Annotated in this window: 11 protein-coding genes; 4 read left to right on the top strand and 7 right to left on the bottom strand. The window is 64.9% G+C overall.

Translation table 11 applies throughout. From position 1 onward, the window contains the following. Nucleotides 1-73: 73 nt before the first annotated feature. Nucleotides 74-460, top strand: a complete 387-nt coding sequence (locus AC069H_RS36830) for a cupin (protein ID WP_478235408.1) — start codon at nt 74-76, stop codon at nt 458-460. On the opposite strand, the gene AC069H_RS36825 is transcribed toward AC069H_RS36830, so the two are convergent. Genes AC069H_RS36825 through AC069H_RS36800 form a run of 6 tightly spaced genes read right to left on the bottom strand, consistent with a single transcriptional unit; the run spans nt 457 to nt 9,771 of the window. Continuing rightward, entirely contained in the window at nt 457-1,674 is a 1,218-nt protein-coding gene (locus AC069H_RS36825; protein ID WP_478235407.1) for a TIGR02679 family protein, read from the bottom strand. The two genes, AC069H_RS36830 and AC069H_RS36825, sit on opposite strands and share 4 nt — an antisense overlap. Then, nucleotides 1,674-5,711, bottom strand: coding sequence for a TIGR02680 family protein (locus AC069H_RS36820; RefSeq protein ID WP_478235406.1), 4,038 nt, complete (start codon nt 5,709-5,711; stop codon nt 1,674-1,676). The genes AC069H_RS36825 and AC069H_RS36820 overlap by 1 nt, the downstream gene beginning before the upstream one ends. Beyond that, nucleotides 5,708-6,901: a TIGR02678 family protein gene (locus AC069H_RS36815; RefSeq protein ID WP_478235405.1), complete on the bottom strand. Its 1,194-nt coding sequence runs from the start codon at nt 6,899-6,901 to the stop codon at nt 5,708-5,710. Before AC069H_RS36815 ends, AC069H_RS36820 begins: the two co-directional genes overlap by 4 nt. Further along, a complete protein-coding gene (locus AC069H_RS36810; protein ID WP_478235404.1) occupies nt 6,898-8,442 on the bottom strand; it encodes a TIGR02677 family protein in 1,545 nt (514 codons plus the stop codon). The genes AC069H_RS36815 and AC069H_RS36810 overlap by 4 nt, the downstream gene beginning before the upstream one ends. Before the next feature lie 57 nt (nt 8,443-8,499). Then, entirely contained in the window at nt 8,500-9,021 is a 522-nt protein-coding gene (locus tag AC069H_RS36805) for a DUF6907 domain-containing protein (protein WP_478235403.1), read from the bottom strand. 48 nt (nt 9,022-9,069) lie between these two features. Continuing rightward, entirely contained in the window at nt 9,070-9,771 is a 702-nt protein-coding gene (locus AC069H_RS36800; protein ID WP_478235402.1) for a hypothetical protein, read from the bottom strand. Nucleotides 9,772-10,056: 285 nt separating this feature from the next. Here AC069H_RS36800 and AC069H_RS36795 point away from each other — a divergent pair, with 285 nt between their 5' ends. Together AC069H_RS36795 and AC069H_RS36790 are read left to right on the top strand one after the other, a co-directional pair. Further along, a complete protein-coding gene (locus AC069H_RS36795) occupies nt 10,057-10,254 on the top strand; it encodes a hypothetical protein (protein WP_478235401.1) in 198 nt (65 codons plus the stop codon). 14 nt (nt 10,255-10,268) lie between these two features. Then, complete coding sequence (locus tag AC069H_RS36790) at nt 10,269-10,700, top strand: hypothetical protein (RefSeq protein ID WP_478235400.1); 432 nt, start codon at nt 10,269-10,271, stop codon at nt 10,698-10,700. 6 nt (nt 10,701-10,706) lie between these two features. Here AC069H_RS36790 and AC069H_RS36785 read toward each other — a convergent pair whose 3' ends face one another. After that, nucleotides 10,707-12,608 carry a DNA/RNA helicase domain-containing protein gene (locus AC069H_RS36785; protein WP_478235399.1) on the bottom strand — a complete coding sequence of 634 codons (1,902 nt, stop codon included), beginning with the start codon at nt 12,606-12,608 and terminating at the stop codon, nt 10,707-10,709. A gap of 283 nt (nt 12,609-12,891) precedes the next feature. On the opposite strand from AC069H_RS36785, the gene AC069H_RS36780 reads away from it, so the two are divergent. Further along, on the top strand, nt 12,892-14,772 hold the full coding sequence (locus tag AC069H_RS36780) for a DNA/RNA helicase domain-containing protein (RefSeq protein WP_478235398.1): 1,881 nt from the start codon (nt 12,892-12,894) through the stop codon (nt 14,770-14,772). The last annotated feature ends 468 nt before the right edge of the window (nt 14,773-15,240 follow it).

The following is a 15,240-nucleotide window of genomic DNA, read 5'->3' as shown; positions in this document are numbered from 1 at the left end:
CAGCCTAACCTGTGGACAAGTGGAACTCTCTCCAGTTAACTAAGTGGAGGAACTTCCACTTAAGGAGACTTGGATGTCTGTCGAACACTTCACGAGCGATGACGCTTCGACCTGGTTCCAGCGGCTCGACCAGCGGATCTTCCTGGCCGACGTCCTCGCGCAGGACAGTGGCGCGGCCATGTCCGTCGGCTTCGCCCGTTACGGGAAAGGCGAGAAGAACCCGTGGAAGATGACCTACGACGAGGCCCTCGTCATCACTTCCGGCACTTTCACCGTCGAGGGCCCTTCGGGTTCGGTGACGGCTCGGGCAGGCGAGGTGATCTATCTGCGGGCTGGAACCGAGGTGGTCTACGTGGCCGATGAGGACGCGGAACTGGTCTATGTCACCTATCCGCATTGGCTGGCCGCTACGGAGTCTTCAGTCGAAGCCCATCGCCTCGAAGATTTCCACGAGGCCTAGCGAAGATCCTCCAACAAGGCGGGAAGGACGAGTTCCTCTTCGATGCGCACTCCGCGTCGCTCCAGCGCCGGCCGCAGGTCCGGATCCCAGATCGCGTCCGCCGGCCTTCCCGCCAGCGGGCCGCCTGCCGTGGTCGTCGCGGAGTACGCCGAAGCATCGAAACGCCAGGGCATCCACGGAATCCGGTCGCGCAGGGTGTTTCCGATCCGGATACCGCCCCAGTCGAAGTCGCCGTGATACCGGAAAGAGGCACCGTCCGCCGCGAGCAGATCGAGGAGACGCCACACCGCGGCAGACGGCTGGCCGTTCACACAGACGAGAGGAGGGCAGCCAGGTCCCAGCTCATCGGCTGCGGAGGCGAGGACGATCGGGTTTTCGCAGACCGACACCAGCCCGAATCCGACGCCGAGTCTCGCGGTATTCAACTGGCGTAGTGTCAGGACACACGGTTCGCCGGATTCCTTCGCCAGCGCCAGCATGCGGCCGGTCATCGTCACCACGTCACCGGGTAGACCGAGGCACAGCACGGACGAGGACAGATCGTCACGGTGTACGCCCACCGCCGCCCAGGAAGTTCGCCGTTCGCCCGCTGTTCCGTCTCCGGCCGGTGGGCGGCCGCGGAGGGCTCTCGCTGCCGAGAGGACGAGCGTCGCCAGGGGGCGCCCGTCGTCCAAGCCGTGAGCGTCGCCGGTGGTCTCCGCCGCGAGCCTGCCCAGCGCGATGCCCCGCGACGGCAACTCGGCGAGAACGTCGACCACTGCAGTGATCAACGCCGAAGCGTGCTCCGGTTCGGAAGCCAACCTCCGGACCATGCCGGTGGAGTCCAACCACGCGCGCCACGTCGCCAGCATCGGACGTCGCGCGACCAGTTCGTCCAGTGGCCCGAAAGCCGCCGTCCAGGCCGCGGCTTCGGTTGCCCGGTCCGGCACAGTTCCGATCAGCAGCCTCGTCGCGTCGGCGAGCCCGTCGGGGGCCGAACCACTGCGGCGAAGCACAGCGTCGACTTCGTCGAGTGAAACGCTCAGGGAGGTACCGGTACCCGCCCGCCTGCCGAGCAGCCGTTCGATGGCCCTGCGCTGGTCATGCGTCGCCGAATTGAGTGTGACTACTCCGCTCAACGGCCTGCCGGCGACCATCCGCCGGCGCAAGCGGTCGAGCAGCCACGCCGTTTCTTCGCCGCCCAGGAGCCTGCGGAGCCGATCCGGATCGGCCATCAGGCGCCCGGTACGCAGGGAAGCGGCCGTTGCCGCTGGACACGCTCGCGCCCGTCCCAGCGCCAAGGGGTCACGAGAACGGCGTCGATTCCGTCGCGCCGAGTGAGTTGTGCGATGGCCAGCCCCGGCACCTGCGGGTAGCAGCCCCATTCGCGTTCGCTGGTCATCACGACGTCGAGATCGAATGCGGCGAGCAGGCCGAGGCACTTGGCCCGTGAATCGTCGTCGACGCCGGCGAACGCTTCGTCGAGCGCGACCAGACGTGGCGTGTGGGGATTGGCCGAAGACGAGTAGAAGGAGGAGGCCGCGGCGAAAAGCGGAACCGACGCGGCGAGCACCCGTTCACCGCCGGACGCCGGTCCGGTCGCCGACCGCCACTGGCCATCCTGGTACCGCTGAATGGCGAACTCGTGCCAAGATCGATAATCCAGCGCGCGAGTCAGTTGTTCGACCCAGCCGCCGGCCGCGTCTTCGGCGTGCTCGCGGTTGATCTGCTCCTGCAGGAACCCGCCGACGGCGGTCCGGTCCTCGGCACTCCAGGCGTCCGCGGTCTGCCGCAACAACCGGTCTCGTACTCGATCGAGCCCATCAGGCGCCGTTCGCGAAGTACGCCACTGCAACCGTAGACGCATTCCGGTCGACGTCGGCCGGGCTTCGAGGTCGGTGTTGATGGACCGGACCTGATCCTCGGCGTTCCCGATCAATTCTTGCAGCGTGCCCGCGACTTCGTTGATGAGGTGGTTCTCGAGGATCTCGCGTTCTTTCGCCGAAAGCAGGTTCGCCCGTTGCTCGTTCTCCATCTCCAAAGCGGTCACCAACGTCGGAATGTCCTGGGTGCGCCCTTGGAACAGCACATCGACGACGATGATTCCGTCTCGTAGGGTCATACCGACCGAGTGGCCGTGCCTGGACAGCGCGTCGGTCAGCAGTTTGTGCTCGGCCGACACCTTCTGCTGAACCAATTCCCACGGCCGGTCCGCGTCGTCCACGCCGTCCAGCGCGGCGTTGATCGCCCGCGCGAGAGCGACGGCCGGATTGGGAGCCCACTCCTTCTCCGGGGCGGGGAAATCCAATTCGGGAATGGCTGTTGCCAACAGCCCTGTCGCCGCGAAGGCCCGCAGCTCACTGATGGCCTGATCACGCCCGGCCACGGCGGTCGAGATCGAATCGCGAAGCTTCTCACGTCGTCCGATCGCCGTGCCTCGGTCTTGGTGCAAGACCCGTTCTTCTTCTCGCACCCGCTTCTCGCGGGCGTCCCGTTCGTCCGATTCCCTCGCGACCGCAGCCAGCTTCCGATAGAGCTCCTCGACTCCCGCGCCCGCGGTCTCCACCAGTACGCGATGGCGTTCGGCCGCGGTTTCGGCTTCAGCGCGGGCTTCGGCGGCCGACTCTCGCGCTTCGTCGTGGCGTTCGGCGGCATCCCGCTTCTCGTGTTCGGCCTTGGCCGAATCCGCTTTCGCCCGAGCCAGCGCCCGCGCCGCGGGCCAGAGCCCGGCAAGGGCCACCCGGTAGTCGCCGACTGCCTTGTGGACGCGGGCCAGATCCTCGGGGTCCGTTGGCAGACCGACATCACCGGCGAATTCGATGGCCTTGCCGCGAGACCGCTCGGCTTCGTCGGCACACTCGGCGGAAACTCCGACAGCTTCGTCGAGGCGGCCGTCGATCCGGCGCTTCTCCTTGTGCTCGCCGACGAGCACGGAGTGGGCCTCGCGGAGATCGGTGTCTTCCGGCTGGGCTCGGTGTTCCGCGGTGAGGGCGGTCCGCTGAGCGGCCAGGCCATCCGCGGTTTCCGCCAGCTCGGCAAGGTGCCGAGACATCCGGTCGCCCGCATCCCGCAGCTGCTGGATCCGTTCCCTGCGCGCGGCTTCCCGAGCACCTTCACCCAGGTAAGCCGCTGCGTCCTTGTGCCATGCCCCGGTCAGCACGCCGATGGCGAACCTGCCGTCCACCGCGACCCACGTGTCCGCGCCAGGACCGAGACCGATCGCACGCAAGACCGCGTTCACCACATCGTCGGTCAGGGCCGAGGCCTGAGGGTCGGCCCGATCCACCGCCGGCGCGAGCACAGCGGTGAGGCCTCCTGACGGCGCGGCCTCACCGGGTTCGATGATCACGTCGCCGGTCCGCGTGCTGTGCAGTTCACCTTCCGGGGATACCCAAGCGTCCAGAACGCCAGAGGCCTCCAACGCCGCTTCGAGCCCAGCACGGTGCTGCTCGTTGACGCCGGGGACGAAATCCACGACTTTCCATAGTGGAGCACCAGGACGGCCGGTTCGTGTGTCTTCGTCACGTGTATAGGGCCTTGGCGGAGCGTCGTGCCCGCCCGCTTCCAGTCGTGCGATCTCGTCGTTGATCGCTTGCCGTTCGGTTTCCGCTGCTGTTCGTTCGGCATCGAGGGTGGCTTGCCTCCGAGCAAGCTCGGCGGTCGCCAGCAGCACGGCCTCCTCGACGGCCGATGCCGCAGGATTGACGCCGATGAGCGTCTCAGTCCACGCGTCGAGGGTGTCGAGCGCTTCGTCCATATCGGACAGTACGAACTGTTCGGTGCTCGCCAGGTAGGACCGGTAACTGTCGACAAGGGCCGCACCGTGCCGGGCGACACTCTCCTCGGCCGCGGTGATCCGCTCGGCGGCGCTCTGCTGCTCAGCGGTGATCCGGTCGACACTTGCCCGCGCGGAACGCAATGCTGCCTCGGCCTGCGTCGCGGCATTGAGTAACCGTTGAAGCTGATCGACCGCCTTGGTCCGCCGTTCGATGATCACCTGCCCGGCTCGCTCGTCTTCGTCGGCGATGAGCGCGGAATGTTCATCGGTCAGGTAGGCGGCATCGGCGGCCTCGTACGCGATCTCTTTGGCCTGCTCCAAAATCTCCGCATCGGCGTCGGCCGTCCGCTGAGCCGTCTCGGCTTGCTCCTCGCGGAGGCGCAAGTTGCCGGCGGCCGACAACAGATCGCGCTCCCGCAAGTTCGCGAACTCCCGGAGCTTTACGGCTTCCTTCCCCACTTGTTTCAGTGTTTCGGCGTCCCGCATTTCGGGGCTGCTCTGCAGTGCGGCACGGCGCGTATCCAGCTGGGCTTTCGTGGCCGCCAGTTCATCGAGAAGTCGCTGGGTCTCGTTGAGCGCCAGTGTCGCTTTCTCGTATGCGGCCTCGGCTTCACCCAACTCACGTCCGAGCTTTTCGTAAGCGCTGTGCGTATGGCGAACTGGTGCCGCACGTCGTTTGGCCGCGATTCGGGAGTAACGCCGGTAATGTGCGAGGAACTGCTCGGCCGCCGTCTTCGCCTCCGCCAGGGCGTGTAAGGTTTCCCGCTCCTCGTCCAGGCCACGGAATGCTTCCGCGACCGTGGCCACCAAGGCCGGGTCGAGCGGCGGGAGTGCCTCGGTGAGCGCCCGGGACAGCAGTTTCTCGTCCGGCTTCTTCGACAGCTGCGGTTGCCGTAGCTGGATCAGCAGATTGACGAGGGCTTCGTAGCGGTGGCTTCCCAGCCCGAAGAGCGCTTCGTCCACTGCGCGTCGGTAGTCTGACGCGGTGTCGTACACCAGGCCATGCCCGACGACGGCGTCCTTGAGCTTCTCCCTGGTCAAGGCCACCCGGGTCGGGCTCACCAGGGAAAGGTCCTGTCCGACGCGCTGGTCGGTGACAAAGAACCAGTTCTTGGCGATTCCACGCCCGGCGACGGCCTTGAGACCACAGCCGAGTGTTCGATACTCGGCGCTCCCGTCGGGAAGGGCACGACCGAATTCCAGCCAGGTATAGCCAAGGCGTTCGTTATGTGGATGCTTCCCGCCGAGCAGCAGGTTCCATTCCATGCGTTTGTTGCGATCCCCGTCGGGCTCCACCCGGTGTGCCGAGAGTTCGCCGTCGAGGAGGAACGGCAGGGTCAGCGCGAGGACCTTGGATTTTCCGGTTCCGTTGTTGCCGCGTAACAGCAGGCGGCCGTCGTGGAAGTGGAACTCTTCGAGGTCGTAGTAGAACAGGTCGACAAGGCCTGCCCGGAGCGGTTGCCAGCGGGCCTTGTCCGGGACGGGCAAGGTCATTTCCCGGTCTTCCTCTCGCGGATGGTGGGCGCGTCGAGCCGGTAACGCCCGATCGCGGGCAGCGCGCGCACCATCGGTGGATCCCCGACGGAATCCTCGACGAGCCGTAGGGCACGCAGCTTGTGCAACGCGATGGCGAGGAGTTCCTCGTCAGCGCCTTCGTCGGTGACTCCGCGGCGCCAATAGGAGGCATGGTCACGGGCGATCTTCCTGACGTACGCCAGCATTCGCTCGATCGGTACCGGGCCGTTCCGCGCAGCGAGGTACTCGGCGACGAGCAAGGTGGCGTGGCCATCGGTGCGCTGCTCCGGCATGCGCACATCGGTCAAGTCGTCGTCGGGATCGACCATCGCGATGCCCTCCGCGCGGACCTCGGCGACCAGCCCGGTGGCGGCCTCGATCCGGTGCGTCAACGCATGCCGCTGGCCGGTCAGGTACGCCCGTTCATCGTCGGCCAGCTCGTCGTAGTAGACCACAGGATCGTCGAGGAGGCGGCGGGTCAGGCGGTGGCGCAGCGCCCGATTGCGCAGGTCATCGGTGTCGGCGACAGGCTCGTGGGCGAGCTCTTCGAGCCTGGTTTCGAAATCGGCGGCATTGATCGTCGAAGGGCCCCGGGTGCTGGTCAAGAGCGTGGCCAGCACCCGGCGCTGCACGTCGTACAAGACGTCTCCGTTGTCGCTCAAATAAGCGTCTTCCTCACCGGCGACACGTTCGAGGACACCCCAGGAGAGCAGTAATCTGACCGCGGCGACGAGATCCGAACGCTCGTCCCGCCGGCTCATCGTGAAGGACACGCCCGCGTCGACGAGTTCGGGTTCGCCCGCGGCGGTGAGTACGCCTTCAGCGAGTCGGCCGAGGGTGATCTGCGCGTCGGCTCGCTCCAAGACGGCCAACGCCAAGCAGAGCAAGACGTACCTGCGGCGGCCGAAAGGTGGTTTGCCCTTGCCGTCTCTCGCTGGATGAGTCTGGTCGGTCAACGTCGGCGCGGTCTTGAACAGGCGCGCGGATTCAGCACTGACCAGCAGCCGCCAGCCCGTCTCGGTGGCCAGCCAGTCACGCAGCTCCGGCGCGTGGCGTCGGACCAGCCGCAGTACTTCGTCGTCCGTTCCGGCTGTCAACAGCGGCTTGGCAAGGAGCGCCCGCAGGGCTTTCCGCTTCTGGGCGACGGTTTCCTCGCCAAGCACGGTCACGCGATCGCCTCCTCCCGGCCGTTCCCGATCAAGTCGATGATCTCGATCAGATGTTCCGGACCGTGCAGGATCCCATCTTCGGTGTGGATGCTCACCGTTCCTCCGCCGCGTACGAGAGTCAAGCGAACCTCCATCGTGCCGTCACTCGTGGTGGTCCGGACTTCGTGATCGCCAGGAGCGCGCGCCGACAGCGCGTCGCCGAGGAGACCGAGGAAGAGCCGGAATGCCCGCGCATCGAGCTCGCCCAGAGCCGATAGACGCGTGGGCCCTGGTGTCGCCAGCCGCTCACGTGCGGCGGCGACCTGCTCGGCTTCGAGAACCGCCTGCTCGGCCAGGATTCGACGCTGCTCCGCGCGGTCCGCGACCCGGTTGGGCTGGCCGCGCCGCTCGTAGGATCCCGTCCTGCGCAACTGCGGGCTGATGTGCACTCCGGCCGCTTCCCGCCACGGCGTACTCGGTGCGGGTTGCTCTTCCTCCCACGCGGCAACGGTTTCGTTGTCGACGGTGAGGTGTCGCGCGGAACTGAGCCCGAACGCCGTCCGCCACAAGCGATGCGCCGCATTGTCGTCCGGTGCCTCCGCGAACCAGCGAGCCAAAGTCCGGAAGTCGGCCGAGCGGTCGGAACGTCCGGAACGGCGCTCGTTGAGCGCGGCCACCGTGTCGATGAGCTGCGTGATCGCCGTGACCGCGGCTCCGCGCAGCAGGCGCGCCTGTGACTGATGTCGAGAGTCGGCCGAGACGAACCAGGCGTGCAGTCCACGCCAGCGGTTTCGCCAAATTTCGTAACGGCTTTCGACGGCGGTCGCGTTTTCGTGGTCGTCAGGTGCGACATCGGCGGCTTCGCGTTTCGCCGCCACCATGAGGATGTCCCTGACGCCGACTTGCTCGATCTTGCCCAGCAGGGTGGCGATCTCCGCACCCCGGTTGGCGAGATCCGCGATGAAGCGGTTGACGTAGTCGATCAGCCGCTGCTTGTAGGCGACGAAGGCCTCAACGTCCCCGTCGGCGAAATCGATGACACGGCGTAGCGACGCCATGAACGCCTGTGCGTTGTCGGCCAGACCGGTGAACCGCTCGGCGAGCGCCAGCAGCAGCAGATGCAACTTCGCCGGGTCGAGCTCCCGTGCCCCGGCCAGCTCCACGAGCGCCCGCAACTGCGCGGCGATGTCCTCCAATGCCACCGACTGAAGTGAGCCTCGGCGGCCCAGAGCCTGGTCGTAAACCGCGAGCGCTTCCTCGGCGGCCTGGCCGGCGGCCGTGAGCTGGTACAGGTACCGGGCACGGTGGAAGTCGGCGACACTGGTCACCCGGCTCGTATCCGGATCGGCCCGCAGGTTGTCCCAGTCGACGAGCTTGTCCAGCGCGTCCGCGACCTGCTCGACATCACCCGGTCGACCCAGGTCCGCCGCGACGTCCTCCGGCCGCATGTGCACGATGAACCGGTCCCTCGCCCGCGCGAACGTCAACAGGACGTCGCGATAGAGCGCCGCGTTCGGCGCACTGAGATGCGCGAACGGTTGAGGCTCCGGGTCGTCGGTCACGATCCCATTATGGGGAGGGCACTGACAGTTTCGGTGGTGCCCCCTTCCGATGCCTGGTCAGCACGCTTCTGCCGCCGCCAGCGGGGCAGCTTGCCACTCGGTCATGTCGGCGGCGATGGTCAGAGTCTCGGCGAGCTCCCGGGTTTCGGCCGGAGTCATGTACCAGCCATGGTTGGTTTCACCCTTCCCACACCGGATACGTGGCTCGATTTCGCGTACGCCCTGCAGAAGGTGCACGGTCGCGTACTCGGGTTGGTATGACAGGCCGTTCCCCATTTTGTCGCCGCCTTCCAGTACAAGAGGGACATTGCCCGTCCACTCGGACATGTGCTGGCGGTCTTGGCCGCGATCGTCATCGCTGTGCCACCCGGAGTCACACCACCACGGGCAGGGCTGCGTCAGCCAGAATACGGAATCCGTGCATACGCGTGCGTGCTCATCCGCGCAAACGACGAGGTCCGCGCCATCGAGACTGTGCGGGCTCAGCGGGACACGGCCACACCGGGCGCAGGCACTCCCGCGCTTCTGCGCTTCACTCAACGTGGCGATCTCTACCGGTGGGAAATTCGAGTTGCTCATGAAGGCGGCTCCTGCGTAGCTGCTTCGGATGAATACATGAACCGCATGTCATGCTGCGGAACTACCTGTTTTCAGGTATCCGGCGAGATGCCGGGTGGCGGAGTCCAGCTGGCACGACACCTGGTAGCGGCTGATGCCAAGACGTTCCGCGGCCGCTGACCGCTCGTCATGGTCCAGAAGCACATCGGACACCAAATCCGCTTGTGCCGGTGTCACCGCGCCCTCGAGCATCGCGCCGGCGAGGACAAGATCCGGATGTCCCGCGGCCGAACTCGCGGTGGCTATGGTGTCGTTGAGCTCGGACCGGGACATCGCGAGCCGAGTCTCGCGATTGCAGGCTTCGTGCGCGCGGCGGAACGCTGCCCAGTAAAGCTGCCCGTACACCTTCTGAGCTGCAGCGTCCGCGACGTCGAGTGCTTGCAGGAACCCTTCGAGGATCTCGGAATCCAGGTCGTTTCGCTCGCCCGGATAGCGAGACCTGAGCTTGCTGCCGATGTGCTTCAAGCCGGGCATCATCATGGCGGCCGCCACGACGGTCCACGGTTCAGGCGTCGCGTGCGCCCGCCCGACCAAGTCTTGCCAGACGGCGTTCTTGGTGACCCAGCTCGTCTGCCTCTTGAGCAGCAGCACTCGCACCTCGTCGATGGGTTTCACTTCGGCGGGCAGACCGCAACCGAGCGCGGCGCAGTCAAGTGTCAGCGCCCGCGGGCCGGAGGCCAACGCCAGGAACCGCCGCTCGATCACGTCCAAGTCCGACGGGGAGTAGTTCATTGTGGGCCTTTCGGGTTCGGCGGAAATCTCACTCCCCAAATCGCCTCCGTGGGCACCATATGCAAATGATTCACTGGATCGGTGGCATGCCGGTTCTTGCAAAGTGAGAATCTCCAGGTCGACGCCAGGTGGCTGGCGTCGACTTCGCTGCGGCGCACGAGCGGAACCCGACCAATCAACACATCCCGGTGGCCATGAACCAGCACAACAACGAAGTCGGCCGCGCGATCGCCCGGGGCCAACCCGGACGCCAGCCCCGAGGAGATGGCGAACCTGGTCGAACAGGCGGTCAAGGACGGCAAAATGGTGGTCATCGACAAGAACGACACACTGGTATCGTCCGACGAATCGCCTCCTGGCGAGACCCGCGAAACCAAGAACAAGCCTTGGCCCACGGACAATCCGGGGCGCAACGACGACCACGACCCCGGCGAACCGTCGGCGACTCCGGACCAATACTGACCATGCGCTTGATAGTGACTCTGTTCGCCCTGCTCGCCCTCATGGCGGGCTGCGGCACGAGCACCCCAGGAGTGGCAGTGGAATTCGACCAAGGTCTCGAAAAAACGATCGGAGATCTCGCCAGGTCAGGCGGCTCGCGACCGCTCAAGGAACTGGCACCCGGCGATTGGACCTCGGTACAGGTCCTCACCGGCCCCGCTTCAGGCGCGCGAATCGAACGCGAGCTCGGCAGGCCCGTCACGGTCGAGGGCGATGGCACGCACAGTGGGGACTACGTCCAGGATGGCAATCTGCTGGTGTTCGACCGCGACGGCGCCACTACGCGGATGGTCAGCCTGGGCACCCTCGCCGCTCTCGGCGAGGGTAAGTACCGGGCCGATGTGGTGCTGCGGGCGCAGGGTGGCGCCATCACGATGACGGACCCGGACGGGCGCCCCGCAGGCTGATCAGGGCTATCGGGTCATCTCTTCCAAGAACGCTTGGGTCTCGGGATCGGTCGAATAGACGGCGGTGCCACGCATCCCACGGGTGAGCAGGACCTTGTAGGTGTTCTTGATCAGCGCACCGAAATGCAGTTCGTCGGCCCGTTTCACGGCACTGTCCTCTGAGTTCTGGCGCTGAGGAACCCACATGCCGTCGCGCCGAACGAGATCGGAGCCGAAGATGACTCCAGACCAGTCGTACTCGAATCCCTGCGTGGTGTAGATGCAGCCTACTTGCCCGAAGCCGCGTTCGTCAGTGGCCCAGTAGTTGGATTCCGGGACACCGGCCACGGCCTTGTTCCGCTCCGACTTCGCGTTCCACGGACGCTGCCAACCGCCGATCTTGACGTCGTCGACCAGCGCGCGGCCGTCCGGAGTCATCACCGGATCGCTCCAAGGCCAGCAGAAACCGGCGGCGAGCCGGGGCACTCCGCCGTGCAGTTCCTGTTGGTGCAGCACCCATGACTCGAGTGCTTGCGGCGATGCGGCACTCGACACCGTGATGCCCGCGTCCAGAGGGCCCGCGAGCCTGCTCCATGGGACAGGTGGTTCGACGTTCTGCCCCAGGCCCAGCAGCCGTGCGACCCAAGTGTCGTAGGAGACAGAACCACCGCAGCGCAACTGATCGTGCAGCCGGACGACCTCCACCTTGCATCCGAGTGACTCGGCAGCAGCGGAGATCTCGCGCAGAGAACCCATCTCGCCGGGCCGCACGATCTGATTCTCATCGAGCAGGAACACCGGCACGATGGCGACGTTGATCAGTTCGTCGATCTGGCGACCAGCGCGATCGCGCTGCTCCTTCTTCGTGTACTGCGTGACGCCTTTCTCGCGAATGCGGTGTGCTTCGTCGCAGATGAGGACGTCGAGTTCTCGCGGTTGACAGCCGACGTAGGTGTTGAAGTACTTGAACAAGCCCTGTACGCGTGTACTTCCACGACCGGCGTATTTCCGCATCGTCTGGGTGAAGGACTTGGAGCCGGTCGCGTGGTGGACGGCGAGGCCGCGGCGAGCCAAATCGCCGAGGAGACTCAACGCGATCACACTTTTGCCTGATCCGGGACCGCCCTCGACTATGACGACGGTACGAGTCTGGGCCGCGCGAGAACGTTCTACCGCCTGCATCACCAATTCGTAAGCGACCTTTTGTTCGTCAAGCAGGACGAACTGTTCGCGATCCCGGATCTCCGCGGCCGCCAGCGTCAGCAGAGGTTTGGTCGGGCGGTGTGCGAAGCCGAGGAGTTCGTCACCCGCGGTGAGGTTGCTTCCTCGTTCCGCCGATTTGTCGAGTACGGCGTTGAATGCCTGCCGGAGGTCGGCCTTGTCGTCCATCGTGAACAGTCGCCCGTATTCGCTGACCCTGTACTGGAGGAGGTCGTCGATATCGGCACGGCGGGCGTTGTGCAGGTACGCGATCCCGTGGACTGCCTGGGGACGCTCGGCGAGCGCCGGAGTGTGGTCCACGAAGTACTGGCAGTACCCGCGCACTTGCTCGACCGGATGGAGGTGCAGACCGGGAAGGCCGGGGATGTTGAGCACCTGGGCAAGGTGGACTTCGGCCTTCGACCATTGCTTGAGCTCGACGAATACGAACGAGCTTTGCCCGGTACGGGGGTGAGTTCCGCACAGGACGACGTCCACACGTTGCCTACTATGGGGAAGCTGGTGCTCGAGGAGGACTTCGACGTCTTCGAGTCCCGCATCGATCAGGTCACTCAGCAGGACGGGAAGGCTCTTCTGCCAGGAGACGACCTCGCTCGTGCCTGCCCTGGTGCCGAGCACGTATCCGGACTGCTCACGCAGTCTCTGGTGCAGGCTGCCTGTCCGAGCCTCGACCAGAAGATCGGCTGCTCGGCCGCGTGCAAGTGCCACCTCGTCCCCTCCCCAGGGCGTGCGTCATCGACGTACGGATGGGGACAACAACGAGGTGACTCGGTGTCCGTCGGACCGTTCCCGTCCAGGTTAGTGGATCGCTGTCCCCGCTGCGGTTCACCGGGCCGGGGAGCGTTTCAGCTACAGATGGTTCGCACGACGCGCCAGCAGGCATCTCTACCCCCTGTTCGAGGCCAGGTCGTAGCTCACTAGTGTGAGCGCGCACGCTGGACTCTGACTAAGAGTGACTACGCGACGCTGCCTCGGGGGAGGACGTTTGCCGGTGAGGAAGACCGCTGCCGAACTGCGGGTGGCGCTGGGCGAGGAAAGTTTCATAGCGACGCTCGCGATACATGCCAGGGTTGGCTACAGCGCTTCGACGAGGAGCGGTGAAGTCGGTTCGTGGCGGCGCAGTCTCCCGGTCCTCGCGGAGACTCTTTGTGTCATCGGGCTGGAGCATGTCGAAGTGTTTCTCGAGTATCGGCTCCCGTTCAGTCCCAAGCGAGTCGACGCGATTCTGTGTGGCGTGCATCCGGAGACGGGGCAACCGTCGTACGTACTGGTGGAACTGAAGCAATGGCGTCACATGGAGTTGGTGGGCGACGGGCTGGTCAAGACGTCGGATGACGATCCGCAGCCCGTCTTGCATCCGTCTGAACAGGTTCGGCGTTACTGTCGTCAGCTCCTTGACTTCACGCCTCAATTCGCGCGTGCGCCGCGACTGGTGAAGGGCATCGCCTATCTTCACGACGCCGTCTACGATCCGACCTGGAGAATGGACAAAACCAGTGCCGATGGTTTGGGCCGGCTCTTCGCGGCTGACACGAAGAAGGACCTGGCCAACTACCTCTGTTCCCTTCTTGACACTGACGCTGGTGCGGCCGCTGGTGCGCGAGATGCGGCGAACGCCCTCCTCGCTGCTCGGCACACCCCGGCTCGGAACCTGCTGACGACCGCTGCCGGAACCCTTGAAAAACGGGACGAGTTCGTCCTTCTCGACGAACAGCAGGTTGCCTACCAGTCGGTAATGGACGCTCTTGACGAGGCGGATTCCAAGGGGTCCTCAGGGGCTGAGAAGAAGGTGGTCGTCGTCAGTGGCGGCCCGGGTTCCGGGAAGAGCGCGATAGCGATAACCCTTCTTGCCAGCCTTGCTCGTCGTAGAAGGCGGGTCCTTCATGCGACAGGCTCGAAGGCGTTTACGGAGACGCTGCGAGCGACGGTTGCCGGAATCGATGATCGTCTCGAGGAGATGTTCAAGTATTTCAACCAATTCGGTTCGGATCGCGAGAACTCATTGGATGTGCTGCTCTGTGACGAGGCACACCGGGTCCGTGGGCTTCCCGAACGTCCTCGTGCACGAGGACGAGAACAGATCGACCAGCTCATCGACGTGGCCAAGGTTCCCGTCTTCCTGCTCGACGAGCATCAGGTCGTGCGTCCCGGCGAGGTCGGCACCAGGAAATACATCGTCGACATCGCGAACCTCAAAGGTCACGAGGTTCTCGACATCCGCCTCGACGGGCAGTTCCGGTGTGGCGGGTCGGACAAGTTCGACGAGTGGGTCACGCGCCTCATGTTTCTGAGCCCCGAGGAGCCGATCGTCTGGTCCGACCTGGTCCAGGGAAGCGATGACGAGTATGTGGTCGATGCGGCGGAGTCGCCTCAAGAACTTGAATCATGGCTCCGTCAGCAGTCGAACATGCGTGGTGGAAGCGCGAGGATGACGGCGGGGTTCTGCTGGGACTGGAGCGACCCCATCGAAGTCGACGGTACACGTCGTCTGGTTGACGACGTGCAGATCGATGAGTGGTCGCGACCGTGGAACGCCAAGCCCAAAGCGCCCGTTCCAGGTGTTCCGTCGTCGTCGTTGTGGGCCTCCGACCCACGTGGTTTCGGTCAAGTCGGCTGTATTTACAGCGCCCAGGGTTTCGAATACGACTGGGCAGGCGTGATCTTTGGCGATGACCTGGTGATTCGTGACAGGCGATGGGTCTCGAACAGGAGGCCTTTGAAAGATCAGGCGGTGAAGAACGCCAAGGAGAGGGATTTCGACCGTTTGGTGCGGAACACGTACAAGGTGCTGCTGACTCGGGGAATGCAGGGAGTGTGCCTTTATTCGAAAGACCCGGCGACGAACCGGATACTTCGTAAATACGCGCGCTGAGCGCTCGCCGTCGTCGATCCAAGAGCGACTGGCAGGTTCGAGATCCGGGTGACCATGCCACGGCGGGTCTCAAGATCCGTTCCGGCCAGTGAGATCTCCGTGGGTTACTCGAAGTGCCCCCGGCAGGATTCGAACCTGCGACACCCGCTTTTGTGGATCATGATGGACGACGTTGGGTGTTGGTGATCGACATGGGTCACTGCCTGCACTGTTCGCAAAGGCAACTGCGTATCACTGGGCAACTCTAGCGGTCATTGACAGTTGTTTGACGAGGGTTAAGCGTGGGCAGGTGGCGCGGCGCACTACCAGCTTCGAGTGCCGTCTTGAGCGAACGTCCCCTTGCCGCCAGTTTACGCGTCGCCTTCGCCACCCTTGCCGCTGGCGAAGCCGCGCAAGATCATCATGAGGTCGTCGATAGCGTCCGGGTCAACCAGTAGTTCGATCGTTTCCTCAAGATCGCTGCCGAAG

The organism is Amycolatopsis sp. NPDC043887 (genome assembly GCF_056435665.1).
Note: the sequence above shows the minus strand (reverse complement) of the source record. Positions and strands in the feature narration are given on the sequence as shown.